General features: G+C 55.6%; 25 protein-coding genes, 2 tRNA genes and 1 other RNA gene. 13 read left to right on the forward strand and 15 right to left on the reverse strand.

From position 1 onward, the window contains the following. Window positions 1–159: 159 nt before the first annotated feature. Window positions 160–249, reverse strand: a complete 90-nt coding sequence (cydH, locus tag FND52_RS17580) for a cytochrome bd-I oxidase subunit CydH (protein WP_125293449.1) — start codon at window positions 247–249, stop codon at window positions 160–162. A gap of 287 nt (window positions 250–536) precedes the next feature. Here cydH and purR point away from each other — a divergent pair, with 287 nt between their 5' ends. After that, window positions 537–1562, forward strand: coding sequence for an HTH-type transcriptional repressor PurR (gene purR / locus FND52_RS17585; protein WP_125293450.1), 1026 nt, complete (start codon window positions 537–539; stop codon window positions 1560–1562). A gap of 15 nt (window positions 1563–1577) precedes the next feature. Here the strand turns inward: purR and punR are convergent, their stop codons facing one another. Beyond that, window positions 1578–2489: a DNA-binding transcriptional activator PunR gene (punR, locus tag FND52_RS17590; protein ID WP_144132251.1), complete on the reverse strand. Its 912-nt coding sequence runs from the start codon at window positions 2487–2489 to the stop codon at window positions 1578–1580. Window positions 2490–2612: 123 nt separating this feature from the next. On the opposite strand from punR, the gene punC reads away from it, so the two are divergent. Both punC and cfa read left to right on the forward strand, forming a co-directional pair. Continuing rightward, window positions 2613–3815 carry a purine nucleoside transporter PunC gene (punC, locus tag FND52_RS17595; RefSeq protein WP_125293452.1) on the forward strand — a complete coding sequence of 401 codons (1203 nt, stop codon included), beginning with the start codon at window positions 2613–2615 and terminating at the stop codon, window positions 3813–3815. Window positions 3816–4068: 253 nt separating this feature from the next. Then, window positions 4069–5217 (forward strand): cyclopropane fatty acyl phospholipid synthase, encoded by a 1149-nt coding sequence (gene cfa, locus FND52_RS17600; protein ID WP_144132255.1) that lies wholly within the window; start codon window positions 4069–4071, stop codon window positions 5215–5217. 34 nt (window positions 5218–5251) lie between these two features. Here the strand turns inward: cfa and FND52_RS17605 are convergent, their stop codons facing one another. Next, window positions 5252–5887, reverse strand: coding sequence for a riboflavin synthase subunit alpha (locus tag FND52_RS17605; RefSeq protein WP_125293454.1), 636 nt, complete (start codon window positions 5885–5887; stop codon window positions 5252–5254). A gap of 219 nt (window positions 5888–6106) precedes the next feature. Between FND52_RS17605 and mdtK the strand changes: the two genes are divergently transcribed. The 3 genes from mdtK (at window position 6107) to FND52_RS17620 (ending at window position 7819) form a co-directional block, all read left to right on the forward strand. Further along, the gene (gene mdtK / locus FND52_RS17610; RefSeq protein WP_144132259.1) at window positions 6107–7480 is read left to right on the forward strand and encodes an MdtK family multidrug efflux MATE transporter; all 1374 of its coding nucleotides are present in this window, start codon (window positions 6107–6109) and stop codon (window positions 7478–7480) included. A 174-nt stretch (window positions 7481–7654) separates the two neighbouring features. Beyond that, window positions 7655–7731, forward strand: a tRNA-Val gene (locus FND52_RS17615). An 11-nt stretch (window positions 7732–7742) separates the two neighbouring features. Next, window positions 7743–7819, forward strand: a tRNA-Val gene (locus tag FND52_RS17620). 240 nt (window positions 7820–8059) lie between these two features. Here the strand turns inward: FND52_RS17620 and fumD are convergent. Together fumD and FND52_RS17630 are read right to left on the reverse strand one after the other, a co-directional pair. Continuing rightward, window positions 8060–8275 carry a fumarate hydratase FumD gene (fumD, locus tag FND52_RS17625; RefSeq protein WP_144132263.1) on the reverse strand — a complete coding sequence of 72 codons (216 nt, stop codon included), beginning with the start codon at window positions 8273–8275 and terminating at the stop codon, window positions 8060–8062. Between the two features lie 81 nt (window positions 8276–8356). Continuing rightward, the gene (locus FND52_RS17630) at window positions 8357–8788 is read right to left on the reverse strand and encodes an OsmC family protein (RefSeq protein ID WP_125293457.1); all 432 of its coding nucleotides are present in this window, start codon (window positions 8786–8788) and stop codon (window positions 8357–8359) included. Window positions 8789–8962: 174 nt separating this feature from the next. Here FND52_RS17630 and FND52_RS21840 point away from each other — a divergent pair, with 174 nt between their 5' ends. From FND52_RS21840 to lpp, 4 genes are all read left to right on the forward strand, one after another. Further along, window positions 8963–9109 (forward strand): hypothetical protein, encoded by a 147-nt coding sequence (locus FND52_RS21840; RefSeq protein WP_167509376.1) that lies wholly within the window; start codon window positions 8963–8965, stop codon window positions 9107–9109. 249 nt (window positions 9110–9358) lie between these two features. After that, window positions 9359–9547, forward strand: a complete 189-nt coding sequence (ynhH, locus tag FND52_RS22135) for a protein YnhH (protein ID WP_419901059.1) — start codon at window positions 9359–9361, stop codon at window positions 9545–9547. Window positions 9548–9560: 13 nt separating this feature from the next. Then, complete coding sequence (pykF, locus tag FND52_RS17635; protein ID WP_125293458.1) at window positions 9561–10973, forward strand: pyruvate kinase PykF; 1413 nt, start codon at window positions 9561–9563, stop codon at window positions 10971–10973. 307 nt (window positions 10974–11280) lie between these two features. Continuing rightward, the gene (lpp, locus tag FND52_RS17640; protein WP_001082307.1) at window positions 11281–11517 is read left to right on the forward strand and encodes a murein lipoprotein Lpp; all 237 of its coding nucleotides are present in this window, start codon (window positions 11281–11283) and stop codon (window positions 11515–11517) included. A gap of 64 nt (window positions 11518–11581) precedes the next feature. Here lpp and ldtE read toward each other — a convergent pair whose 3' ends face one another. From ldtE to sufA, 7 genes are all read right to left on the reverse strand, one after another. Then, window positions 11582–12631 carry a L,D-transpeptidase LdtE gene (gene ldtE, locus FND52_RS17645; RefSeq protein ID WP_144132266.1) on the reverse strand — a complete coding sequence of 350 codons (1050 nt, stop codon included), beginning with the start codon at window positions 12629–12631 and terminating at the stop codon, window positions 11582–11584. A 100-nt stretch (window positions 12632–12731) separates the two neighbouring features. Then, window positions 12732–13148, reverse strand: coding sequence for a cysteine desulfuration protein SufE (gene sufE, locus FND52_RS17650; protein ID WP_144132268.1), 417 nt, complete (start codon window positions 13146–13148; stop codon window positions 12732–12734). A 13-nt stretch (window positions 13149–13161) separates the two neighbouring features. After that, window positions 13162–14382: a cysteine desulfurase SufS gene (sufS, locus tag FND52_RS17655; RefSeq protein ID WP_144132273.1), complete on the reverse strand. Its 1221-nt coding sequence runs from the start codon at window positions 14380–14382 to the stop codon at window positions 13162–13164. Beyond that, a complete protein-coding gene (gene sufD, locus FND52_RS17660; protein WP_125293462.1) occupies window positions 14379–15650 on the reverse strand; it encodes a Fe-S cluster assembly protein SufD in 1272 nt (423 codons plus the stop codon). Before sufD ends, sufS begins: the two co-directional genes overlap by 4 nt. Then, entirely contained in the window at window positions 15625–16371 is a 747-nt protein-coding gene (gene sufC / locus FND52_RS17665) for a Fe-S cluster assembly ATPase SufC (protein WP_125293463.1), read from the reverse strand. Before sufC ends, sufD begins: the two co-directional genes overlap by 26 nt. A 16-nt stretch (window positions 16372–16387) precedes the next feature. After that, entirely contained in the window at window positions 16388–17872 is a 1485-nt protein-coding gene (gene sufB, locus FND52_RS17670; RefSeq protein WP_125293464.1) for a Fe-S cluster assembly protein SufB, read from the reverse strand. A gap of 2 nt (window positions 17873–17874) precedes the next feature. After that, complete coding sequence (gene sufA, locus FND52_RS17675) at window positions 17875–18252, reverse strand: Fe-S cluster assembly scaffold SufA (protein ID WP_144132278.1); 378 nt, start codon at window positions 18250–18252, stop codon at window positions 17875–17877. Window positions 18253–18770: 518 nt separating this feature from the next. On the opposite strand from sufA, the gene FND52_RS17680 reads away from it, so the two are divergent. Next, window positions 18771–18977 carry a glycogen synthesis protein GlgS gene (locus tag FND52_RS17680; protein WP_144132285.1) on the forward strand — a complete coding sequence of 69 codons (207 nt, stop codon included), beginning with the start codon at window positions 18771–18773 and terminating at the stop codon, window positions 18975–18977. A 75-nt stretch (window positions 18978–19052) separates the two neighbouring features. Here the strand turns inward: FND52_RS17680 and FND52_RS17685 are convergent, their stop codons facing one another. The 3 genes from FND52_RS17685 to ydiJ form a co-directional block, all read right to left on the reverse strand. Continuing rightward, entirely contained in the window at window positions 19053–19253 is a 201-nt protein-coding gene (locus FND52_RS17685; RefSeq protein ID WP_125293467.1) for a hypothetical protein, read from the reverse strand. A gap of 261 nt (window positions 19254–19514) precedes the next feature. After that, window positions 19515–19925: a 1,4-dihydroxy-2-naphthoyl-CoA hydrolase gene (gene menI / locus FND52_RS17690; RefSeq protein WP_125293468.1), complete on the reverse strand. Its 411-nt coding sequence runs from the start codon at window positions 19923–19925 to the stop codon at window positions 19515–19517. Further along, entirely contained in the window at window positions 19922–22978 is a 3057-nt protein-coding gene (gene ydiJ, locus FND52_RS17695; RefSeq protein WP_144132291.1) for a D-2-hydroxyglutarate dehydrogenase YdiJ, read from the reverse strand. Before ydiJ ends, menI begins: the two co-directional genes overlap by 4 nt. Before the next feature lie 250 nt (window positions 22979–23228). On the opposite strand from ydiJ, the gene ydiK reads away from it, so the two are divergent. Both ydiK and rprA read left to right on the forward strand, forming a co-directional pair. Next, window positions 23229–24344: an AI-2E family transporter YdiK gene (ydiK, locus tag FND52_RS17700; RefSeq protein WP_144132295.1), complete on the forward strand. Its 1116-nt coding sequence runs from the start codon at window positions 23229–23231 to the stop codon at window positions 24342–24344. 185 nt (window positions 24345–24529) lie between these two features. Continuing rightward, an RNA gene (gene rprA / locus FND52_RS17705) (antisense sRNA RprA) lies at window positions 24530–24637 on the forward strand. The last annotated feature ends 1 nt before the right edge of the window (window position 24638 follow it).

Consider the following 24638-nt stretch of genomic DNA (forward strand, 5'->3'; position numbering starts at 1 on the left):
TGACATTTGTCACATCAGAAGGGAAGTAACCATTTTGGCAAAAGATTTTTGCACAATTGTGAATAATAGAGGCGGCTATTGAGAAGAGGAACCAAACACCAAAAAACCGCGATTTTCTGGTGTTTGTTAATGCCAAACGCGATCGAAATACAATTTTGTTTAGTTCAGAACGGCAACTAAACCGGTTGCCACAATCAGTCCCAGCACGATAACGGTTGTCACCAGAGAAAATTTCAGGTCTGTGCTCATTTTTGCTCTCCTTGTTACCCACATTAAAAGTGTGTGCAGATCATTTTTGCATAAATTCAGACAAAAATACCACGGGATTTAAACTGATATGCGTTTTCCCTCTTCCCCTTTTGCGCAAGATCAGACAAAATCCGTCGCTACCTTATTTTTCACCAGCCATTGACCCCCTCCTTTTGATGTCGCACTCCCCGACATGATGCAACCGAAATGTTGCGGACCGAGGTTGGCATAGGCAAACGTTTAACCTGTGATGAACAGGGGCTCGGAGAGGGTCTGGAGTAACAAGAATGGCAACAATAAAAGATGTCGCTAAACGCGCAAACGTTTCCACTACAACTGTGTCGCACGTTATTAACAAAACCCGCTTTGTTGCGGAAGAAACGCGCAATGCAGTCTGGGCAGCTATTAAGGAATTACACTATTCCCCCAGCGCCGTGGCACGCAGCTTAAAAGTTAACCACACCAAATCCATCGGTTTGCTGGCTACCAGCAGCGAAGCGCCCTATTTTGCTGAAATCATTGAAGCCGTAGAAAACAGCTGTTTCAGCAAAGGCTATACCCTGATCCTCGGCAACGCCCACAACAACCAGGAAAAACAGCGCGCTTATCTGTCAATGATGGCGCAAAAGCGCGTCGACGGTTTACTGGTGATGTGCTCCGAATACCCGGAATCGCTGCTGTCGACACTGGAAGAGTACCGACATATCCCGATGGTGGTGATGGACTGGGGCGAAGCCAAAGCCGACTTCACCGACTCGGTGATCGATAACGCCTTCCAGGGCGGCTACATGGCTGGCCGCTATCTGATTGAACGCGGCCACCGCGAAATCGGCGTGATCCCCGGCCCGCTGGAGCGCAACACCGGCGCGGGCCGTCTGGCAGGTTTCCTGAAAGCGTTGGAAGAAGTGCAAATCGCCGTGCCGGAAAACTGGATTGTGCAGGGTGATTTCGAACCGGAATCCGGCTATCGCGCGATGCAGCAAATCCTTTCCCAGCAGCCGCGTCCTACCGCCGTGTTCTGCGGCGGCGACGTGATGGCGATGGGCGCGATTTGCGCCGCCGATGAGATGGGCCTGCGGGTGCCGCAGGATATTTCGGTGATCGGTTATGACAATGTGCGCAACGCGCGCTACTTTAGCCCGGCGTTGACCACCATCCACCAGCCGAAAGATTCGCTGGGCGAAACCGCGTTTAATATGCTGCTCGACCGCATCGTCAATAAGCGCGAAGAGTCGCAAACCATCGAGGTACACCCGCGCCTGATCGAACGCCGTTCCGTGGCGGACGGCCCGTTCCGCGATTACCGCCGTTAATCCTGCCGGAGCCGGTTATTCCGGCTCCATCAACCACTCCCGGTTCAGCGTTTCGCTGTCTCCCAGATAATCCAGCAGCCACAATAGCGCAGGCGACGTATCGGTCTGTTTCCACGTCAGGCAGCACGGGGAATCCGGGAACGGATCGTCGAGCGTTAGCTTTTTCCAGCGCCCGGCGACGACCGGATCGTGGGCCACGTGCGCAGGCACCATCCCCACGCATAAGCCGTTATTGAGGCACTCCACCGCCGTCGCCCAGTCCGGCACCACCACGCGGCGCTGATTATCCAGCAGCCAGGTGGTGCGCTTGGGCAGCGAGCGCGAGGTATCTTCCAGCACCAGCGACGGCCACTGGCGCAGCTGGTCATCGCTGAGCGGCGCGTTTTCCTTCGCCAGCGGATGGTCGGCGCTGACCACGCACTGCCAGCTTAGCGGCCCCATATCGCGAAACGCGAAACGCCCGCCCACCGGGATTGCCTGGGTCGCACCAATTGCCAGCTCAACGCGCCCGTCCGACAGCGCATCCCACACGCCGTTGAACACCTCCTGGGCGACAATCAGCTCCACGTCGTCGAAATGGCGATAGAAATCGAGGATCAGCTGCCGGGTGCGCGCCGGTTTGACGATGTTGTCCACGGCGATAGAGAGCTGGCCGCGCCAGCCGTTAGCGATCTGCTGGCACTGCTGGCGGGTGACCATCATTTTTCTGATAACAGAACGGCCTTCCTTCAAAAACCACGCCCCGGCGGGTGTCAGCTCGACCTCCCGGTGACGGCGGATAAACAGCGGAACCGCCAGCCATTCTTCCAGTTGCTTAACGGTATAGCTCACCGCAGACGGCACCCGGTGCAGTTCCTGCGCTGCCGCGCTGAAACTGCCGTTACGTGCAACCGCATCAACCACTTCCAGAGAATATTCAGACCACATTTTCTGCCTGCAAAAATTTTGAAAGGAACGTGCAAATATTACCGTTTCACAACGGCGATTGCACTTTTGTACACTCCTGCGTCCGTAATAAGCGTTATCAGATCAAAAAAGAAGAGAATTACCATGCGTCCTTCACGAGGTTTTTTAGTCTGGCTGGCGGGGTTAAGCGTTCTGGGCTTCCTGGCCACCGATATGTATCTACCGGCGTTTGCCGCTATTCAACAGGATTTGGGCACCGAGGCTTCCGCCGTCAGCGCCAGCCTGAGCCTGTTTCTGGCCGGATTTGCCGTTGCGCAACTGGCGTGGGGACCGTTGTCCGACCGCTATGGCCGTAAGCCGATCCTGCTGGCTGGGCTGAGTATTTTTGCCGTGGGCTGCCTCGGGATGCTGTGGGTGGAAAACGCCGCCATGCTGCTGGCGCTGCGCTTTGTCCAGGCGGTGGGCGTCTGTGCCGCCGCGGTAACCTGGCAGGCCCTGGTCACGGATTACTATCCGGCGACCCGCACCAACCGTATTTTCGCCACCATCATGCCGCTGGTGGCCCTGTCGCCCGCCCTCGCCCCGCTGCTGGGCAGCTGGCTGCTGCACCATTTCGACTGGAAAGTGATCTTCCTGGTGCTGTTCGCCGTGACCCTGGCGCTGATGATCCCGGCGCTGCGCCTGAAGCCGCGCAGCCAGGCGCACCATGCCGACGCGCCGTCGCTCAGCTTTATCACCCTGCTGCGCTCGAAAACCTACCGTGGCAACGTGCTGATCTATGCAGGCTGCTCCGCCAGCTTCTTCGCCTGGCTGACCGGCTCGCCGTTTATCCTTAATGATATGGGCTATGGCCCGACGGCTATCGGCCTGAGCTATGTGCCGCAGACGATCGCCTTTCTGATTGGTGGTTACGGCTGCCGCAGCGCGCTGAAAAAATGGCATGGCCCGCAGATGCTGCCGTGGCTGCTGATCCTGTTTGCTCTGAGCGTGGTGGGCACCTGGGGCGCGGGACTGATGCCGAATCCCAGCCTGACGCTGATCCTAATCCCGTTCTGCCTGATGGCGGCGGTCAACGGCGCGATTTACCCTATCGTGGTGGCCTCTGCGCTCCAGCCTTTCCCGCAGGCCACTGGCCGCGCCGCCGCGTTGCAAAACACTTTGCAGCTCGGGCTGTGCTTCCTGTCCAGCCTGGCCGTTTCCTGGCTGGTATCCTCCGCGCCGCTGCTCTCGACCACCAGCGTGATGTTGTCCACCGTGCTCATCGTCGCACTGGGCTACCGGATGCAGGTTACTGACAGCGCAACGGCGCAGCTGCGCCAGCCTGCCACGTCATCGCAAAGCTCCTGATCCGCTTCATCATTTTAATTAGACTGCTAATTATTTTTTATTGAACCCCCGTTGGGTGAGTTCTATACTGATTGGCAGTCTTCTTAAAATAAATTTTTAACGGATTTTTTATTTAGCACCACGGATGGCCTTTACGGTAAGGGCCTTCTCCCTTCCTCTGTTCTCGTCGGATTTCAGGCTCGCGGCATATTCCGCGAAATTTCTCGCCGCCCTGGCGTCAGGGTGATGTTCACAGCACAGTGATGGAGAAGCTATGAGTTCATCGTGTATAGAAGAAGTCGGATTACGGGACAACCAGTGGTTCCGCATCGTCAATGACCTGCTGAGCAAAGCGGGTGTCGCCATCAACGGCCCTTCCCCCGCCGACCTTCAGGTCAAAAACCCCGATTTTTATAAACGCGTTTTACAACAGGGATCGCTCGGTCTGGGCGAAAGCTATATGGACGGCTGGTGGGAGTGCGAACGGCTGGACCAGTTTTTTACTAACGTGCTCAAAGCGGGCCTGGAGAATCAGTTGCCGACCCACTTTAAGGATACTTTACGGGTACTGGGCGCGCGTATTTTCAACCTCCAGACCCAAAAGCGCGCCTGGATGGTGGGCAAAGAGCACTACGATTTAGGCAACGACCTGTTCAGCCATATGTTGGACGGGCAGATGCAATACTCCTGCGGCTACTGGAAAACGGCTGACAATCTCGCCGACGCGCAGCGCGATAAGCTGCGGCTGATATGTGAAAAACTCCAGCTGGCACCGGGGATGCGTATTCTGGATATCGGCTGCGGCTGGGGCGGGCTGGCGGAATTCGCCGCGCGTGAATACGGCGTATCCGTCACCGGGGTGACCATCTCCGCCGAACAGCAGAAAATGGCGCAGACGCGCTGTCAGGGGCTGGATGTCACCATTCTGTTGCAGGATTACCGCGACCTCAACGACCGTTTTGACCGCATCGTCTCGGTCGGCATGTTTGAGCACGTCGGCCCGAAAAACTATGCCACCTATTTCGAGGTGGTGAACCGCAATCTGGCTCCGGATGGGATTTTCTTATTACATACCATCGGCTCGCGCAAAACCGATAACAATGTCGATCCGTGGATCGATAAGTATATTTTCCCCAACGGCTGCCTGCCCTCAATGCGCCATATCGTCGATGCCAGCGCAGATCATTTTGTGATGGAGGACTGGCATAACTTCGGCGCGGATTACGATAAGACGCTGATGGCCTGGCACGCGCGGTTTATGGATGCCTGGCCTGGGCTGGCGGGCCATTATTCCGAGCGTTTCAAACGTATGTTCAGCTATTACCTGAACGCCTGCGCCGGGGCGTTTCGCGCCCGGGATCTTCAGCTCTGGCAGGTCGTGTTTAGCCGGGGGATTGAGAACGGATTGCGCGTGGCGCGCTAAACATAACCCCGGCTAGCCGGGGTTTTTTTAAGGATTATGCGTCGGGGATTTTCGCCGCCGCTTCACGCGCGGCCAGCACGCGTTCAACCGTATCCACCACCGCCTGGGTTTGCGGATCGATTTCAATATTGATCCGCTGGCCGAGTTTTTTATTTCCCAGGGTCGTGCGCTGAAGCGTCTCGGGAATTAAATAAACGCAGAAACGGGAAGCGGTCACTTCCCCTACCGTCAGGCTAATACCGTCAATGCCAATAAACCCTTTGTGTAAAATATACTTCATCAGGGTGGCATCCTGCGGTTTAAACCAGATTTGGCGGTTATTTTCCGAGGTTAATATTTTTGAAACTTCCGCGGTGGTCATAATATGGCCGGACATCAAATGCCCGCCAATTTCATCGCTGAATTTCGCGGCGCGTTCAATATTCACCAGGTCACCCACCGCCAGCTCACCAAGATTAGTGATGCGCAGGGTTTCTTTCATTAGATCAAAGCTTACCCGGTTGCCGTCAATCTCGGTTACCGTCAGGCAACAGCCGTTGTGCGCCACCGACGCCCCGGTTTCGAGGCCTGGCAGCAGCGACGGCGGCAATTCCACCACGTGGGTGCGGAAATTCGGTTTCTCATCGATGGCGATAATTTTCGCCACGCCCTGGACAATACCGGTAAACATAAGGCTAACTCCTGAATTACAGCAAACTGGCAAAGCGCCATTCACACCATGCATGCACAATAACAGCTGGAAATTCAGCTTGCCAGTAGGTTACACAATTCACTGGCTTAATAATGAACTCCCGCTACAATAGTCTGACTATTCCCCTGCAACCTCTTCTTGCTGCCACCGTTGGCGGCTTTTTGTTTTTCATATAACAACAATATAAAAGGTGTTCTCGTGCAGAAGTATTTTGTCGAAGCGCGTCAGTTATTAGCTCTGGCGATCCCGGTGATCCTCGCGCAAATCGCCCAAACCTCAATGGGATTCGTCGATACGGTGATGGCCGGTGGTTACAGCGCCACCGATATGGCCGCCGTCGCCATTGGCACCTCGGTGTGGCTGCCTGCCATTCTGTTCGGTCACGGCCTGCTGCTGGCGCTCACGCCGGTGATCGCCCAGCTTAACGGCTCAGGGCGGCGCGACCGCGTGGCCCATCAGGTCCAGCAAGGCTTCTGGCTGGCTGGCATGGTGTCGCTGTTAGTGATGTTGGTGCTGTGGAATGCCGGTTACATCATCCACGCCATGCACGATATTGACCCGCTGATGGCCGATAAAGCCGTCGGTTACCTGCGGGCGCTGCTGTGGGGCGCGCCGGGCTATCTGTTTTTTCAGGTGATGCGTAACCAGTGCGAAGGGCTGGCAAAAACCAAACCCGGCATGGTGATGGGCTTTATCGGCCTGTTGGTTAACATTCCGGTGAACTATATCTTTATTTACGGTCATTTCGGGATGCCGGAACTGGGCGGCGTCGGCTGCGGCGTGGCGACGGCGGCGGTGTACTGGGTGATGTTTATCGCCATGCGTTCTTACGTCACCCGCGCCCGTTCAATGCGCGATATTCGCAGCACCACAGGGTTCCAGAAACCAGACTGGTCAGTGTTGAAACGTCTGACCCAACTGGGTTTGCCCATCGCGCTGGCGCTGTTTTTCGAAGTCACGCTGTTTGCGGTCGTGGCATTGCTGGTATCCCCGCTGGGGATTGTCAACGTGGCCGGTCACCAGATCGCCCTTAACTTCAGCTCGCTGATGTTTGTATTGCCGCTGTCGCTGGGTGCGGCAGTGACCATCCGCGTGGGCTATCGACTGGGTCAGGGTTCAACCCTGGAAGCGCAAACTGCCGCCCGGACCGGGCTGGGCGTCGGCGTGTGCATGGCGGTGTTTACCGCGCTGTTCACGGTGATTTTCCGCGAGCCTATCGCCCTGCTGTATAACGACAATCCGGCGGTTATCGCTCTTGCTACCCAGTTAATGCTGCTGGCGGCGATTTATCAGATCTCCGATTCCATCCAGGTGATCGGCAGCGGCATTCTGCGTGGTTATAAAGATACGCGTTCCATTTTCTTTATCACTTTTACCGCCTACTGGGTGCTGGGTTTGCCGAGCGGCTATATTCTGGCGCTGACCGACTGGGTCGTCGCGCCGATGGGTCCGGCGGGATTCTGGATGGGCTTTATTATCGGGCTGACCTCAGCGGCAATTTTGATGATGCTGCGAATGCGTTTCCTGCAGCGCCAGCCGTCTTCGGTGATTTTGCAGCGCGCGGCGCGCTAATGTTCAAGGGCATCTGCGGATGCCCTTTTAATTTCGGGCTAAGGCACTGATTACTTTCTCCCCGTTTTGCGCAGTTGCGCAGCAATCGCGTGAAATCCGGAAGAAAATTGCCATTTTCCCCTTGCAAGCCTCCAGGGCTGCCGCTAATATTCGTCCCCGCTGTCACACAGTAATGCGTTCATAGCTCAGTTGGTTAGAGCACCACCTTGACATGGTGGGGGTCGTTGGTTCGAGTCCAATTGAACGCACCATTCTCTACAATGCGTTCGTAGCTCAGTTGGTTAGAGCACCACCTTGACATGGTGGGGGTCGTTGGTTCGAGTCCAATCGAACGCACCATATTTTCTCGCGGTTTTCTTCTACTTATTCCCTGTTAGCCACATTGCGCATAGATCTGCGCTCAACCCTGTCTGAAACAGTTTCACAGAGTCGCGCAAACGCTATGGCACAGCCCGACTGGATGTTTTTTGTGATTGACGTGCAAACGGGACGCCGTTAAATACTGAGCCCTTGAAGATTGAGATTTACGGTCTGCATCGGCCCCTGAAAAAGGGGCGAAGATTTTGAGCAGCAGAGGTATTACTGTTGGGGCGCCAGCGCCTTAACCACCTTTTCCATGGCCTCGGTCGTGAGTTCGCTGCGTTTCATTTTTTGATTAGCGAGAGAAGTTCTGACCACGCCGGCAATGACAACGTGTTTAGGCTCCTGGCCCAGATCGCGCATTTCCAACACCACTTTGCCCACGACGCGGCACATTTCCTGGTATAACTCTTCATCTTTAACTATTTTGCTCATGCGTATCCACTTTCAACAATCCAGTTTTCAAAACGACTCTGGAAAATAGGGGCCACCTGACAACAGGCGGCCTTTATGCGATTAATTTTTAAGGGTGTAATCCAGCGTAATCTCAGCATTGAGCACTTTAGAAACCGGGCAGCCTTCTTTGGCTTTCTGGATGATTTCGTCGAATTCATTTTTATCGACGCCCGGCACAGAAACCTCACTGGTCAACGCGACTTTAGTGATTTCGAAACCACCGCCCGCTTTATCCAGCGAGACCACGGCTTTGGTATCAATAGACTGCGCTTTATGCCCCGCCTCGCCCAACATAAGCGAAAGCGCCATAGAGAAACAAGCCGCGTGCGCCGCGCCAATCAGCTCTTCCGGGTTGGTGCCTTTTGCGCCTTCGAAACGGGTATTAAAGCCGTAAGGCTGTTGGCTCAGCACTCCGCTCTCGGTGGTGACGGTGCCTTTACCGCTTTTGATATCGCCTTCCCAGTGTGCCTGACCGCTTTTTTGAATCGTCATCGTTACTCTCCTGTTTCGGGAACAAAGCCTAAGTATAGGAAAGATTAGCTAACCTGCCGGAGATGACGGGATGATGATGGGTCAATTAAATACGGAACAGATAAATCAATATCGTCAGTTTTTCTTCCGCTTTTAAGCGGCTAGATTGAAAGCATTCCCGAATGAGGAGAAACCATGATGATTGAACACTATCTGCAAAACCTGAAACAGGTCTGGGCTAGCGAGCCCCGTCGCCACTCCCCCTCGCCTTTTTATTTGTCCCCCGAGCAGCGGATCCGTATTTTGAGAGAATTGCTGTGCCCGGTCTCTAAGGCCAAATAATGCGCAAATCAGACGCATCTCTCCGGGTGCGTCTATAAATCGCCGGCTTAAAGATTTATTTCCTGTCCCCACAGAGCCGCAATGAGCGATCGATCACACTCTTATTAACAAAGTTTATTCAAACGCAACGTGTCGATAACAGTTGATTGTGAAACTGCCTGAAAAATTTATGAAACAGCGTTTTTATTTTCCTTCCTGCTGCGTTTGCCTTATACTAGCGCCGTTTCTAACTTGAATGGTTTCAGCATATTGGACGGCCTCAAATCTTATAATGAATTTGCCTACCTTTTCCTGGCTGAAACTTCAGCATACATTCCTCTGCACGCTTTTTTGATGTCACCTATTCTTATACGGTGCCACCAGCGCTTTAAAACACCTGATTCCGCCCATGGCATACGATGCTGTGGGGTAAAAATCCCTTATCCTTCTCAACGTTAAGATTAAAACTGTCATGAAAAAGACCAAAATTGTTTGCACCATCGGCCCGAAAACCGAATCTGAAGAGATGCTGTCCAAAATGCTCGACGCGGGCATGAACGTGATGCGTCTTAACTTCTCCCACGGTGACTATGACGAGCATGGCCAGCGCATCAAAAACCTGCGCAACGTGATGGCTAAAACCGGCAAGAAAGCAGCCATTCTGCTGGATACCAAAGGTCCGGAAATTCGTACCATCAAACTGGAAGGCGGCAACGACGTTTCGCTGAAAGCGGGCCAGACCTTCACCTTCACCACTGACAAAACTGTTGTCGGCAACAGTGAGACCGTTGCGGTTACCTATGAAGGCTTCACCAACGACCTGAGCGTCGGTAACACCGTACTGGTGGACGATGGCCTGATTGGTATGGAAGTGACGGCTATCGAAGGCAACAAGGTTATCTGTAAGGTTCTGAACAACGGCGACCTGGGCGAAAACAAAGGCGTTAACCTGCCTGGCGTTTCTATCGCTCTGCCGGCGCTGGCTGAGAAAGACAAAAAAGACCTGATCTTCGGTTGCGAGCAAGGCGTTGATTTCGTTGCGGCATCCTTTATCCGTAAGCGTTCCGACGTAGAAGAAATTCGCGCCCACCTGAAAGCCAACGGCGGCGAAGCTATCCAGATCATTTCCAAAATCGAAAACCAGGAAGGCCTGAACAACTTCGACGAAATCCTCGAAGCGTCTGACGGCATCATGGTTGCGCGTGGCGACCTGGGCGTTGAAATCCCGGTTGAAGAAGTGATCTTCGCCCAGAAGATGATGATCGAGAAATGCGTACGCGCCCGTAAAGTGGTGATCACCGCGACCCAGATGCTGGACTCGATGATCAAAAACCCGCGTCCGACCCGCGCAGAAGCCGGTGACGTGGCGAACGCCATCATCGACGGCACCGATGCCGTGATGCTGTCTGGCGAATCCGCCAAAGGTAAATACCCACTGGAAGCGGTCACCATCATGGCGACCATCTGCGAGCGTACCGATCGCGTAATGCAGAGCCGTCTGGACAACCATAACGGCAACCGCAAACTGCGCATCACCGAGGCCGTGTGCCGTGGCGCGGTTGAAACCGCTGAAAATCTGGAAGCCAACCTGATTGTTGTTGCAACCCAGGGCGGTAAATCCGCTAAAGCGGTCCGCAAATACTTCCCGAACGCCACCATCCTGGCACTCACCACCAACGAAATCACCGCCCGTCAGCTGGTGCTGAGCAAAGGCGTGGTTACGCAGCTGGTGAAAGAGATCGCGTCTACCGATGATTTCTATCGTCTGGGTAAAGAAGCGGCGCTGGAAAGCGGCCTGGCGAATAAAGGCGATGTGGTGGTAATGGTATCCGGCGCGCTGGTTCCGAGCGGCACAACCAATACTGCATCGGTACACGTTCTTTAATTAAAAACGTTAATTAATGCGTTAAAAAAGCACCTTCGGGTGCTTTTTTTATTTTCGCCATTAGCCAAATTAAATAAAAAATCAAATCGGATTGAGCTATTCAACAGAACAAAAATCTAAGATGAATCCGATGAAAAAAGACTGTTTTAACACACTTTTTTTAACAGAACAGAGAAATTCGCTGGTTCTTTGAGCGAACGATCAAAATTAAGTGGATTCTCATCAAAAAAATATTCTCAACCTAAAAAAGTTTGTGTAATACTTGTAACGCTACATGGAGATTAACTCAATCTAGAGGGTATTAATAATGAATCGTACTAAACTGGTACTGGGCGCGGTAATCCTGGGTTCTACTCTGCTGGCTGGTTGCTCCAGCAACGCTAAAATCGATCAGCTGTCTTCTGACGTTCAGACTCTGAACGCTAAAGTTGACCAGCTGAGCAACGACGTGAACGCAATGCGTTCCGACGTTCAGGCTGCTAAAGACGACGCAGCTCGCGCTAACCAGCGTCTGGACAACCAGGCTACTAAATACCGTAAGTAATAGTACCTGTGTTAAGAATGGCGCACATTGTGCGCCATTTTTTTTGCCCTTCTTTTACGCCCCGTTACTGCATCACCACGCCGTTTTGCCCACTTACTAACGTAATGTCCTGCTGAGGCTTCACCGCGTCCTGTGGCTGCGCTTTGACGCTCTGAATCGGTGCTACCGGCGTCAAGCCTGACGGCTGGCTCTGCATGCCGCTGACGTCCACGGGGTAACCCGCTCGCCGGGTGATGGCATTATCCACCGCCATGCTGTCGGTACGCCCGTCATCGATGAACTGCCCAAAGGCGGCGTTGATAGCGATGGGCAGGGTTTGCGGATTATCCCAGTCGTTTTTCGACAGCGGCTGGTGCACTTCAACATAGCGTTTGCCATCCGGCTCGACGCTGTACTTCACTGGCTCATCGATAATCTGCACGCGAGTCCCCCAGGCCGCCTGGCTAAACAGCGCTTTGATATCCGGCGCGCGCATGCGGATACAGCCGGAGCTAACCCGCATCCCGATGCTGCTGCGCACGTTGGTGCCGTGGATCAGATACTCACCGCCGCCCTGTTCCAGACGCAGCGCGAAGCGCCCTAACGGGTTATTTGGCCCGGCAGGCACCACGGCAGGCAGTTTGATGCCCTGCGCCAGCGAGCGCGCCCGAATATTGGCGGTCGGCGTCCAGGTCGGATTAGGGATTTTCTGGCTGATGCGGGTAACCATCACCGGGGTTTCACGCCCCAGTTGACCAATTCCCAGCGGGTAGACCTCGACCCGGTTCTGCCCTGGCGGATAGTAGTACAGCCGCAGCTCTGCCAGATTAATCACAATCCCCTCGCGCGGGGTATCCGGCAGGATCATTTGCGAAGGAATAATCAGCGGCGTGCCCGGTTTAGGCAGCCAGGGGTCAACGGTATTGTTGGCCTCAATCAGCGACAGCACGCCGGTTTCAAACTTCTCGGCGATGTATTCGAGGCTTTTACCGTCATTGGGCACAACATAGGTTTGGTTATGGCCAATGATGCGGCTGCCTGGCGGCGGCAGCGGATAATCCACGGCAAACGCCGCCTGTGAGGCACCCAGTAGTATTGATAGCGTTATTGGAGTTAAAGAGACCGCGCGTTTCATATAATTATTTCCTGTGTTCACCGACAGAACGCCGGAATGCTGAAAGAACACGAGGCGACTCATCGCCTCGCATAACAGGATGAAAGCAATCTCTTTGAGTTTAGCTAAGTTCTGCGGCCCTGGCGCGAATTGCGCGGATCATCGCTTCAAGACCCTGCGAGCGCGACGGGGTGAGATGTTGCGTCAGCGCCATTTGTTCAAACCACGGGCGCACGTCAAAGGCGACGATGTCCTGGGCGGTCATCTGCTGATACAGCGCGAAGACCACCGCAATCAGCCCTTTAACGATGGCGGCATCGCTGTCGCCCTGCAATTCGATGACGCCGTCGTCGCGCTGATTCAGCACAATCCACACCTGGCTCTGGCAGCCCTGAATTTTATTTTCCGCGCGGTGCGCTTCATCGCTGAGCGCCGGCAAACGTTGGCCCAGTTCAATGATGTAAAGATACTTCTCTTCCCAGTTGGCGCAGCGATTGAAGTTGCGCAGCAGTTTTTCACGTTCCGGCAATGTTGCCATCAGAATCTCCCTGTTAGCCCAACAGACGATGGATGCGGATTAGCCCCGCCACCAGCCTGTCGACCTCTTCTTCAGTGTTGTACATCGCCAGCGACGCGCGGCACATCGCCGGTACGCCGTAAAAATCCATCAGCGGCATGGCGCAGTGGTGGCCGGTGCGCACCGCAATGCCATAGTTATCTAAAAAGCTCCCGACGTCATAGGCGTGATGCTTACCAAGATTAAAGGCAATCACTCCAAGCCGCGACGCAGGGCCATACAGCGTGAGGTCCGGCACCTTTGCAAGTTCATCAAGGGCGTAACGCATCAGCGTCTGTTCGTATTCGGAAATGTTCTCCAGGCCGATCTCCCCGACGTACTGGATCGCCGCGCCCAGGCCGATAATCCCGGCGGTATTCGGCGTCCCGGCTTCAAAGCGCCACGGGGCCGCCGTCCAGGTAGTGCCTTCGGTCAGGCTGACGGTAGCGATCATCGCCCCGCCCCCTTCCCACGGCGGCATGGCCTGCAAAATCTCTTCTTTCACGTACAGCACGCCGATGCCCGTCGGGCCGTAGAGCTTGTGGCCCGAGAACACGTAGAAATCGCAGCCCAGCGCCTTGACGTCAATGGGGTGATGCATCACCGCCTGAGCGCCGTCAATCAGCACTTTGACCCCCGACTGATGCGCCAGCTTAATCATTTCAGCGATCGGGTTTTCGGTGCCCAGCACGTTGGAAACCTGGGTAATGGCCAGCAGTTTGGTATTGGCGTCAATCAGCCCCGGCAGCCGCTCAAGCTGGAGCGTACCGTCCTGATTGAGCGGGATCACCCGCAGCTCTGCCCCGGTACGTTTGCACAGCATCTGCCACGGCACGATATTAGCGTGATGCTCCATGGTGGAGATGATGATGTTATCCCCGGCGGAGACCGCGCTCATGCCCCAGCTGTTGGCCACCAGGTTAATCCCCTCGGTGGTGCCGCGCACAAACACGATCTCTTCCGGCGATGCTGCGCCAATAAAGCGCGCCACCTGGCTGCGCACGTTTTCCATCCGCTCGGTGGCTTCGGCGCTCAGGGTATGGATGCCCCGATGCACCGCCGCGTAGCCGTGGCGATATAGTTCCGACTGCGCGTCGATCACCGCGTTGGGTTTCTGGGCGCTGGCGGCGCTGTCGAGATAGGCCAGCGGTTGCCCGTTGACTTCCCGGGTCAGCACCGGGAAATCGGCGCGGACCTGTTCAACGTTATAACTCATGCCTCACCTCCCAGGCGCTCCTCAATCCGGGCCAGCACCTGCTGTTTCACTACGTCATCGGTTACCGACTCGGTCAGTTCGGCGGCGAAGGCGTAAATAATCATCTTCTGGGCCGAGATCTGGTCGATCCCGCGCGAGCGCAGATAGAACATCTGTTCGTCGTCGATGCGCCCGACGGTCGCGCCGTGGCTGCACTTAACGTCGTCTGCGTAAATCTCAAGTTGCGGCTTGGTATCCACTTCCGAAAGTCGCCCCAACAGCAGGTTGTTGTTGGTCATCTGTCCGTCGGTTTTCAGCGCATGCTTCGCCACCTTAATCAGGCCGTTGAACACCGCTTTACCGCGATCCCTGGCGATGACTTTATGCAGCTGACGGCTGTTGCAGTAGCCCTTGTTATGCTCCAGCCAGGTACGGCTGTCGCACACTTCGTTATTCACCGGCAGCGCCAGGCTATTGACCCGCAGGGTGATGTTTTCGCCGTTGAGCTGGGTACTGGTATTGTGGCGCAGCACCGCGCCGCCCAGCAGGAAGCTGCTACTCAGCACCGACGCATCCTGCTCCAAAAGCAGATCGTTATGGGCGAAGTGGTGGCACACCGGGTTTTCAAACGCCAGCTTATAGTGATGCAGCTGGCTGTTGGCACCGCCTTCAATGGTCAGGCGCGAACCGGTAAAGTGGCGCAGCGCATCAAGACTGACGTAGTGCTCATACACCGTTGCCTGCGCCCCGCTCTCCAGCACCAGATGGTGGCGGTAATGGGCGGTGCTGATCTCATCGCCATCGCGCCCGCTGCTGAGGTGCATTAACAGCAGCGGCTTCTCCGGCTGCTGGTTGCGCTTGACGCGAATATGGGTCACCGAGCGCGCCAGGCTTTCCGTGAGATGCAAAAACACTTCCGGCTGAACGGCGGGCGGCAGGCTGTCGCGCTGGTCGTTGATGGCGATTTCGAATCCGCTGTTGCTGGCGTCGTCGCTCAGCGAGGGGTCATATTCGCCGTCAACGAACACCAGTTTGATTGCCTCTACTGGCAGGGCCAGACGCTGAACCTGCGCTATATCCACCGGCTGACGCGCCGGGGCGACGAAGTTGCGCTCCAGCAGGCCGTTCAACGGCGTATATTTCCAGTTTTCATGTTTACGGCCCGGCAGCCCTTCGCGCAGCAGCTGTTGCAGGTGCTCCTGCGCCTGTGGAGAGCGCGTTTCGCGTTCGGCCTCAAACAGGCGGTGCCATTGTTGCAGTGCGTTAGCGCTGTTCGGTAAGCCAGCCATAGCCTTGCTCCTCCAGTTGTTTCACCAGGGTGAAATCGCCGGACTTCACGATGCGCCCCTGATAAAGCACGTGTACATAGTCGGGCTTGATGTAATCAAGAATGCGCTGGTAGTGGGTCACGATGATGAACGAGCGCTTGCCGTCGCGCAGGGCGTTAACGCCGTCGGCCACGATCTTCAGGGCGTCAATGTCCAGCCCGGAGTCAGACTCATCCAGAATGCACAGATCCGGCTCCAGCACCGCCATTTGCAGGATGTCGTTACGCTTTTTCTCGCCGCCGGAAAACCCGACGTTAACCGAACGGGTCAACAAATCTTCCGGCATCTTCAGCAGCTTGATTTTTTCTTCCATCAAATCCTGGAAATCGAAGCGATCGAGCTCTTCCTGTCCACGGTATTTACGCACCGCGTTCAGCGCGGTTTGCAGGAAGAACTGGTTGCTGACACCCGGGATCTCAACCGGATACTGAAACGCCATAAAAATGCCTTCCCCGGCGCGATCTTCCGGGTCCAGTTCCAGCAGGTCTTTGCCTTTGAAATGCACGTCGCCGCCAGTTACTTCATAGTCTTCCCGTCCCGCCAGGGTCGCCGACAGGGTGCTCTTCCCGGAACCGTTGGGCCCCATGATGGCGTGCACTTCGCCTGGCCGCACCTCAAGGGATAAACCACGCAGGATCTGCTTATCTTCAACGCTAACTTCTAGATCTTTAATACTTAACATTTCGTATCCTTATGGCTTAACCGACGCTGTGCTCAAGGCTGATGGCTAATAATTTTTGGGCTTCCACCGCGAACTCCAGCGGCAGCTCGGAGAACACATCCTTACAGAAGCCGTTGACGATCATTGAGATGGCGTCGTCTTCGCTGATACCGCGTTGCAGGCAGTAGAACAGCTGGTCTTCGCCAATGCGCGAGGTGGTGGCCTCGTGCTCCAGCTGCGCCGAGTTGTTGCGGCACTCCACGTACGGGAAGGTATGCGCCCCGCAGTCCGGGCCAATCAGCATTGAGTCGCACTGGGTAAAGTTACGCGCGTTGGTGGCGGTCGGCATGATTTTCACCAGCCCGCGATAGCTGTTCTGGCTGTGCCCCGCCGAAATCCCTTTCGAGATAATCGTCGATTTGGTGTTTTTGCCGATATGGATCATCTTGGTGCCGGTATCGGCCTGCTGGTGCCCGCTGGTCAGCGCCACCGAGAAGAATTCGCCGATAGAGTTATCCCCACGCAGAATGCAGCTTGGGTATTTCCAGGTGATGGCGGAGCCGGTCTCGGACTGGGTCCAGGACATCTTGCTGTTCTCGCCTTCGCACAGCGCGCGCTTGGTAACGAAGTTTAAAATCCCGCCGGTGTTGTTATCACCGGGGAACCAGTTCTGCACCGTGGAGTATTTCACCTCCGCGTCTTTATGGATGATCACTTCCACCACCGCCGCGTGCAGCTGGTAGCTGTCGCGCACCGGAGCGGAGCAACCTTCGATATAGCTAACGTAGCTGCCTTCGTCGGCGATCAAAATGGTGCGCTCGAACTGACCGGTTTTTTCCGCGTTAATGCGGAAATAGGTCGACAGCTCCATCGGGCAGCGCACCCCTTTCGGGATGTAGATAAAGGTGCCGTCAGAGGCCACCGCCGCGTTCAGCGCCGCGAAGAAGTTGTCGTTAGACGGCACCACGGTACCCAGATACTGACGCACCAGCTCCGGGAACTCGTGGATAGCCTCGCCGAAGGAGCAGAAGATAATCCCCTGGTCGGCCAGCTTTTCGCGATAGGTGGTGGCGACCGACACCGAGTCAAAAATGGCGTCCACCGCCACTTCTTTGCCCTCGCGCACCGGCACGCCGAGCTGCTCGAAGGCTTTTTCCACTTCGTCGGTTAAATAGCTGTTGCTGCCGGTCTGCTGGACCGCGCCCGGCTGGGATTCGCAGTTATCATCGCAGTTGCCGCAGGACGGCGCAGAGTAATAGCTGTAATCCTGATAGTTCAGCTTATCGTAATGGGCCTTGAGCCAGTGCGGCTCCTCCATCTCCAGCCACGCGTGATACGCGTCGAGACGGAATTGCAGCATCCAGTCGGGTTCGTTACGGCGCGCAGAGATCGCCCGCACTACCTCTTCGTTAATGCCTTTTGCCAGCTCATCGGTCTGTAACCGGGTAAAAAAGCCCTCTTTATAATTGAGGTGCCCGGTCCAGGTTTTGACATCGTCAGTTGCTTCAATATTACGAGACATAATTAATCCGCCTGGACCCCAAAACTTTCGCCGCAGCCGCATTCGTTCTGGGCTTTGGGGTTATGGAATTTGAACAGTTGATTTAATCCTTCGCGCACATAATCGACTTCCGTGCCATCGATAAACGGCATGGCCGACAGCGGCACGTACAGCCGCGCCCCATCCTGCTCGAACAGCAGATCGTCTTTATGGGGTTCTTTCACGGTATCCAGCACATAGCCGAAGCCCGCGCAGCCGGTTTGTTTGATGCCAAGGCGTATACCCAGCATGCCTTCCTGCCCCGCCGTCAGCTTGCGGACGTGCTCCGCCGCCTCGGGCGTCAGAGTCAGTCCCTGCCAGGCGAATTCTTTCGGATCGAAGTTATCAGTTTGCACATCCATCGTTCACCTCATTGATTCAAAGCCCACAGGCCGATAGCCCTATGTTAGTGATAACTATTCTCAATACAACATTCTGGTAACAGGGGTATTCGCGGAATGCTGCATTTTTGGGCGTCTTTACTAAGGATAGACCCTCACAGCAGTCTTGCAGATGGCGATGCGTGCGGTTTAGTCAATTGAAATAAAAGGCATTTTGATATGCGAAATGGGCATGTCGCGGGACAAGAAAAAGATGTATAGATAATACCTATTTATGTGATTAGGTAACAAAATTACCGATGCACAGATCCAGCTTTTTGTTGGATCGTCACTCAGGCAAAAGCATTAGACCTGTATAATTTTGTACATTTTCACCCATAAGCGAATAATTATTACCGCTACGCTTCACTCTGAGGGATAAAAATTACAGCTCGTTGATTTTACTGATGAAAATATTTTCCACATTTTTCTGGAATATCGCTAATACTTATCTCCGGTCAACGTTAAACCCTTTAAACATTGTCGTAGAGGTGCAATAGATGCAGTTTGTGAGTGAAAGTAGCGTGATGTCTGAACAAAACTTTGATTTTCTTGCATTTAGTTTCGCCGGGATGCAATTACGCGGCAGGGATGTGAATCTGGATAATATTACCGGCCTGATGGAGCATGAAAGCAAAATCTGGTTCCGGAATCGGTATGATTACTACCTGAATCAGTTCAGAAATGGGTTGGCAACTCACAATTAATTGCGCATCAACCGGGTAGCGTTCGCTACCCGGCCTGTCTGGCGGAAACACTCGCCACCAACGTAACGTTAAAAATTACAACGGCCTGACGGGCCTGTCCGGATCTTCAATGTCCGGGACATCGGGGTCGATGTCGTCTTCCGGAAGCCGATCGGGGTCTTCAATATCGGGAACATCCGGGTCCAGGGGATCGTAATCATCAGGCGGCAAACGTTCAGGGTCATCGGTGATCGGTCTGTCCGATGGGATCGGATCGTAATCAGGGCGCTGAGACATATTACCTCCGGCTACTCGATAAAAAGCTACTGTTCGCTATTTCCTGTTTTCCCGGGTTCGTCTTCCTTCCAAATCAAACCATTTATCGGGATCTTTCGGTGGTTCTTTGTTCATGCTTAAAACGAGGCATTTCATGGCCGGCTCCGCAGGATAAGCAGTACATGCTGCGACTGAAGTATAGGCACGGCGCGGCATTCCGGCGAGCGGAGCGGGATCGGATTCGTCTCTATTCGGGCCAGTTTATTGACCCGAACAGGGGTTTTACACCACCGAGGTGGTCAGGCGGGAAGTACAGCAGAGTTTGTTTTGTTCATCGAAAATATCGATTTGCCACACCTGGTGTCGACGGCCAACGTGCACCGCGCGGCACACGCCACGCACGATGCCCGCCCGGGCGGAGCGCAGGTGGTTGGCGTTGACTTCCAGCCCCACCACCCGCTGTTCCCCCTCGGTGCACAGATAGCCCGCCACCGAGCCAAGGGTTTCCGCCAGCACCACCGACGCACCGCCGTGCAGCAGCCCAAACGGCTGGCGGGTGCGGCTGTCCACCGGCATGGTGGCTTCCAGCGAATCGTCGCCGATATGGCTGAAGGTAATATCCAACAGCCCCACCATATTGTCGTGCCCCATCGCGTTGAGGGCTTCCAGCGTCGCGCTGCGTTTCCAGATCATCCCAGTATCTCCAGCATTGCCTGTAAGGGGTGACGCACGCCGTTGCCTTCGATGCGCTTCACCTGGCTGCGGCAGGAGTAGCCGGTCGCCAGGCAGCGGTTGCGCGGCAGGCGCTGCATCGCCTGATGCCACGACAGCTCGTAAATTCCCAGCGAGTTGGCGTGATTGTTAATTTCGTGGCCGTAGGTGCCCGCCATGCCACAACAGCCGACGCTGACATTTTCCAGCTTCGCACCAAGATGGGCGAACAGCGCCGCCCACTGCCCCGTCGCGCCGGGCAGCGCGGTCACTTCGGTACAGTGGCCAAACAGATACCAGGATTCGCCCACCACCGGTGCCGCCACTTTATTTTCAAATACCCGCAGCAGCCATTCGTGAACCAGCAGCACGTTGAAATCACCGCGCGCCTCACCGATAGCCTGGCGGTACTCGTCGCGATAGCACAGCACCAGCGCCGGATCGACGCCCACCATCGGCATCCCGAGTTGGGCCACACGGTTAAGAAATTCAGAGGTTTTGCGCGCGGTACGGGCAAAGCGATCGAGGAAGCCTTTAATATGCTGCGCTTTACCGTTTGGCGAGAACGGCAGTACCACCGGATTAAAGCCCAGCTTCTCGATCAGCCGGACAAAATCCGCCACCACTTGCGCGTCGTAATAGCTGGTGAACGGGTCCTGCACCACCAGTACGGTGCGGTCGCGCTCGGCAAAGCTCAGCCCTTCAAGATCTTCCAGCGTCATATTGGCGCTGCGGTGGCCCACCAGCTGCTGTTGCAGCGTCGGGGTGGACAGCAGCGGTAAATCCACCATGCCGATATGCTTCGCCGACAGATCTTTCACCCACGGCTGACTCATAAAGAAGTTGAATACTTTTGGCGCGCGGGCCATCAGCGGCGCGTAGCTCTCGACGGTCGCCACAAAGTGATCGCGTACCGGGCGCAGATAGCGGGTGTGATACAGCTGTAAGAAGCGCGAGCGGAACTCCGGCACGTCGATTTTAATCGGGCACTGGGTCGAGCAGGCTTTGCAGGCCAGGCAACCGGACATCGCCTCTTTGACCTCGTGGGAAAAGTCATACTCGCCTCTTTGCGCATGCCATGTGTTGCGGGTGCGCTCAATCAGGGTGCGCAGGCTGGCGCGTTTCTCCGGCAGGCTTTTTTCCAGCTTGATCGGGTCGACGCCGCGATCTTCCAGCAACCGCAGCCATTCACGCACCAGCGTGGCGCGCCCTTTCGGGGAGTGAATGCGATTGCTGGTGATTTTCATCGACGGGCACATCGGGCTCTTCACGTCGAAGTTAAAGCACAGGCCGTTGCCGTTGCACTCCATCGCCCCGCGCCAGGCGCTGCGAACCGCGATAGGGATTTGCCGGTCGAAAGTGCCGCGCTTGACGTCATCGACCTTTTTCATCGGCGCGTCAATACCCGCTGGCGGGCAGATTTTGCCCGGGTTTAAGCGATTATTCGGGTCGAACACCGCTTTAATCACCCGCAGTTCGTGGTACAGCTCATCGCCGAAAAACGCCGGGCTGTACTCGGCGCGAAAGCCTTTACCGTGTTCGCCCCACAGCAGGCCGCCGTATTTCGCGGTCAGTGCCACCACTTCGTCGGAGATGCGCTTCATCAGCACTTCCTGATGCGGGTCGCACATGTCCAGCGCCGGGCGCACGTGCAGTACGCCCGCATCCACGTGGCCGAACATGCCGTAGCTCAGGCCGTGGCCGTCCAGCAGCGCGCGAAATTCAACGATATAATCCGCCAGATTTTCCGGCGGCACGCAGGTGTCTTCGGCAAACGGGATCGGCTTTGCCAACCCCTTAGCGTTGCCCAGCAGCCCGACCGCTTTTTTACGCATCGCGTAGATGCGCTCGACGCCCGCTAAATCGGCGCACACCTGCCAGCCGATCACCCCGCCTTCACCGCGCGCCATCAACTCATCCAGACGGGCGCACAGCGCCATCACCTGGCTGTCAATCAGCGCTTCATCGTCCCCGGCGAATTCAACGATATTCAGCCCAAGCAGATCTTTATCCGGCACATCGGTAATCAACTCTTTTACCGAATGCCAGACGATATCTTCCCGCGCCAGGTTAAGCACTTTGGAATCGACGGTTTCAACCGACAGCGCCTGGGCCTGCACCATAAACGGCGCGTTGCGCAGCGCGGAGTCGAACGAATCATACTTCACGTTTACCAGCTGGCGCACTTTGGGCAGCGGCGTGATATCCAGCCGCGCTTCGGTGATAAACGCCAGAGTGCCTTCCGAACCGGTAAGAATGCGTGTCAGGTTAAAGCGGCTCATATCGTCGCTGTAGACGTTTTTCAGGTCATAGCCGGTCAGGAAGCGGTTGAGTTTTGGGAATTTCGCCAGGATCAGCGGACGCTGTTCGCGGCAGCGCTCCACCACGGTTTTATAGATGCGGCCAATCGGTCCCGGCTCGCGGCCCATCTCTTCCGCCAGCGTGGCAGACATCTCATGGGTATCAAGAATATCGCCGCCCAGCAGCACCGCGCGCACGCCTAAGACGTGATCGGAGGTTTTCCCGTACACCAGCGAGCCCTGCCCGGAGGCGTCGGTGTTGATCATGCCGCCAAGAGTGGCGCGGTTACTGGTAGAAAGTTCCGGCGCGAAGAAATAGCCGTAGGGTTTGAGGTACTGATTAAGCTGGTCTTTGATCACGCCCGCTTCAACCCGCACCCAGCCCTCTTCCGGGTTAATCTCCATGATGCGGTTCATATAGCGCGACATATCAACAATGATGCCGCTGTTCAGCGCCTGGCCGTTGGTGCCGGTGCCGCCGCCGCGCGGGGTAAACACCAGCGAGGCAAAGCGCGCTTCATCCGCCAGCCGGGCGATCAGCGCCACGTCAGCCGTGGAGCGCGGGAACAGCACCGCATCGGGTAAAAGCTGATAAATACTGTTGTCGGTCGCCATGGTAAGGCGATCGGCATAGCTGGTGGCGGTATCGCCGGTAAACCCGTGTTGCTCCAGTGCCTGCAAAAAGTTGACGACCAGCTGAACTAACCCTGGCGCCTGAGAAATTTGTGGGATCATTAGCCTTAAACCTGCCACATCGAGAAGTTGTGAGTTGCGAGCCTGCTACAACAAGCCTCGTTGTCATCATTGGAAGTTATCGTTTGCGTGACGACACCACGTTTGTATCACACTTTTTCGGACTCGCCCACGAGATTTAACGGCGGTTTTAGACTCGTAAAAACGCCTGAAATCACTCATCATTTATCAGCATCAACTCAATGCAACTTTTCGCGCCGTCGGTTTGGCGCATCACCTTGTGAAGGTCAATATGATTAATTCTCGTCAACCCATGGACGTGCCGCAAACGCTACTGTCCGTGCTGTTTTTATCGATCATGATTATTGCCTGCCTGTGGATTGTGCAGCCGTTTATTCTGGGCTTCGCCTGGGCGGGAACGGTGGTGATCGCCACCTGGCCGGTACTGATCCGCCTGCAGCGGATTTTGTGGGGCCGCCGCTCGCTGGCGGTGCTGGTGATGACGCTGCTGCTGATCCTGCTGTTCGTGATCCCTATCGCCCTGCTGGTCAACAGCCTGGTGGACAACAGCGGCCCGCTGATTGACTGGGTATCCAAAGGCCAGACCGGCATGCCGGATCTGGACTGGCTGAACAGCATCCCACTGATTGGCTCCAAACTTTATTCCGGCTGGCACAACCTGTTGGAAAGCGGCGGCAGCGCCATCATGGCCAAAGTACGCCCCTATATCGGCAGCACCACCACCTGGTTTATCGGCCAGGCGGCGCACGTCGGGCGGCTGGTGATGCACTGCGCGCTGATGCTGCTGTTTAGCGCCCTGCTGTACTGGCGCGGCGAGCAGGTCGCTTACGGCATTCGCCACTTCGCGATTCGTCTCGCGGCCAAACGCGGCGACGCGGCAGTGCTGCTGGCGGGCCAGGCAATCCGCGCGGTAGCGCTGGGCGTGGTGGTCACCGCGCTGGTGCAGGCGGTGCTGGGCGGCATTGGCCTGGCAATCACCGGCGTTCCGTACGCCGCCGTATTAACGGTGGTCATGGTGCTCAGTTGCCTGGTGCAGTTAGGGCCGCTGCTGGTGTTGATCCCGTCAATTATCTGGTTGTACTGGACCGGCGACACCACCTGGGGCACGGTGCTGCTGGTGTGGAGCTGCGTGGTGGGGCTGATGGATAACGTCATCCGCCCGATGCTGATCCGCATGGGCGCTGACCTGCCGATGATTCTGATTCTCTCCGGCGTGATCGGCGGGCTGATCGCTTTTGGTATGATTGGCCTGTTTATCGGCCCGGTGCTGCTGGCGGTTTCCTGGCGGCTATTCTCAGTCTGGGTTCAGGAAGCACCCGCCCCGCAGCAGTCCACCAGCGAAGCGATTAACTCACTGGAACAGCAAAACCTTCCTCTTGATAAATAACCCGATCGGGCGAAGCCATTCGCCCGATACTTTAGCAAATCTAATCATTAGCCGCTGCGTTTTTACCCATCACCATCTCGAAGCCTTGTGCCGCTTAACATTCCGTGTCGCAAATCATTTACCTTTAGTTAACGATTGGGACGAATCTGATCGACGCTGGAAGTGGGTCTACCTACAATCAAATCACGGTTATGAATCAACGCGTTGATTTATAAGCATGGAAATCCCCTGAGTGAAACAACGAATTGCTGTGTGTAGTCTTTGCCCATCTCCCACGATGGGCTTTTTTTTACT

The sequence above is a fragment of the Atlantibacter subterraneus genome (assembly GCF_007570865.1).
In the GTDB taxonomy this organism is placed as follows: Bacteria; Pseudomonadota; Gammaproteobacteria; order Enterobacterales; family Enterobacteriaceae; genus Atlantibacter; species Atlantibacter subterraneus.

Excerpts from the sequence above, each read along its gene's own strand:
- cydH (WP_125293449.1), bottom strand. The coding sequence starts at position 249 with ATGAGCACAGACCTGAAATTTTCTCTGGTGACAACCGTTATCGTGCTG.
- purR (WP_125293450.1), top strand. The coding sequence starts at position 537 with ATGGCAACAATAAAAGATGTCGCTAAACGCGCAAACGTTTCCACTACA.
- punR (WP_144132251.1), bottom strand. The coding sequence starts at position 2,489 with ATGTGGTCTGAATATTCTCTGGAAGTGGTTGATGCGGTTGCACGTAAC.
- punC (WP_125293452.1), top strand. The coding sequence starts at position 2,613 with ATGCGTCCTTCACGAGGTTTTTTAGTCTGGCTGGCGGGGTTAAGCGTT.
- cfa (WP_144132255.1), top strand. The coding sequence starts at position 4,069 with ATGAGTTCATCGTGTATAGAAGAAGTCGGATTACGGGACAACCAGTGG.
- FND52_RS17605 (WP_125293454.1), bottom strand. The coding sequence starts at position 5,887 with ATGTTTACCGGTATTGTCCAGGGCGTGGCGAAAATTATCGCCATCGAT.
- fumD (WP_144132263.1), bottom strand. The coding sequence starts at position 8,275 with ATGAGCAAAATAGTTAAAGATGAAGAGTTATACCAGGAAATGTGCCGC.
- FND52_RS17630 (WP_125293457.1), bottom strand. The coding sequence starts at position 8,788 with ATGACGATTCAAAAAAGCGGTCAGGCACACTGGGAAGGCGATATCAAA.
- FND52_RS21840 (WP_167509376.1), top strand. The coding sequence starts at position 8,963 with ATGATGATTGAACACTATCTGCAAAACCTGAAACAGGTCTGGGCTAGC.
- pykF (WP_125293458.1), top strand. The coding sequence starts at position 9,561 with ATGAAAAAGACCAAAATTGTTTGCACCATCGGCCCGAAAACCGAATCT.
- lpp (WP_001082307.1), top strand. The coding sequence starts at position 11,281 with ATGAATCGTACTAAACTGGTACTGGGCGCGGTAATCCTGGGTTCTACT.
- ldtE (WP_144132266.1), bottom strand. The coding sequence starts at position 12,631 with ATGAAACGCGCGGTCTCTTTAACTCCAATAACGCTATCAATACTACTG.
- sufE (WP_144132268.1), bottom strand. The coding sequence starts at position 13,148 with ATGGCAACATTGCCGGAACGTGAAAAACTGCTGCGCAACTTCAATCGC.
- sufS (WP_144132273.1), bottom strand. The coding sequence starts at position 14,382 with ATGAGTTATAACGTTGAACAGGTCCGCGCCGATTTCCCGGTGCTGACC.
- sufD (WP_125293462.1), bottom strand. The coding sequence starts at position 15,650 with ATGGCTGGCTTACCGAACAGCGCTAACGCACTGCAACAATGGCACCGC.
- sufC (WP_125293463.1), bottom strand. The coding sequence starts at position 16,371 with ATGTTAAGTATTAAAGATCTAGAAGTTAGCGTTGAAGATAAGCAGATC.
- sufB (WP_125293464.1), bottom strand. The coding sequence starts at position 17,872 with ATGTCTCGTAATATTGAAGCAACTGACGATGTCAAAACCTGGACCGGG.
- sufA (WP_144132278.1), bottom strand. The coding sequence starts at position 18,252 with ATGGATGTGCAAACTGATAACTTCGATCCGAAAGAATTCGCCTGGCAG.
- FND52_RS17680 (WP_144132285.1), top strand. The coding sequence starts at position 18,771 with ATGCAGTTTGTGAGTGAAAGTAGCGTGATGTCTGAACAAAACTTTGAT.
- FND52_RS17685 (WP_125293467.1), bottom strand. The coding sequence starts at position 19,253 with ATGTCTCAGCGCCCTGATTACGATCCGATCCCATCGGACAGACCGATC.
- menI (WP_125293468.1), bottom strand. The coding sequence starts at position 19,925 with ATGATCTGGAAACGCAGCGCGACGCTGGAAGCCCTCAACGCGATGGGG.
- ydiJ (WP_144132291.1), bottom strand. The coding sequence starts at position 22,978 with ATGATCCCACAAATTTCTCAGGCGCCAGGGTTAGTTCAGCTGGTCGTC.
- ydiK (WP_144132295.1), top strand. The coding sequence starts at position 23,229 with ATGATTAATTCTCGTCAACCCATGGACGTGCCGCAAACGCTACTGTCC.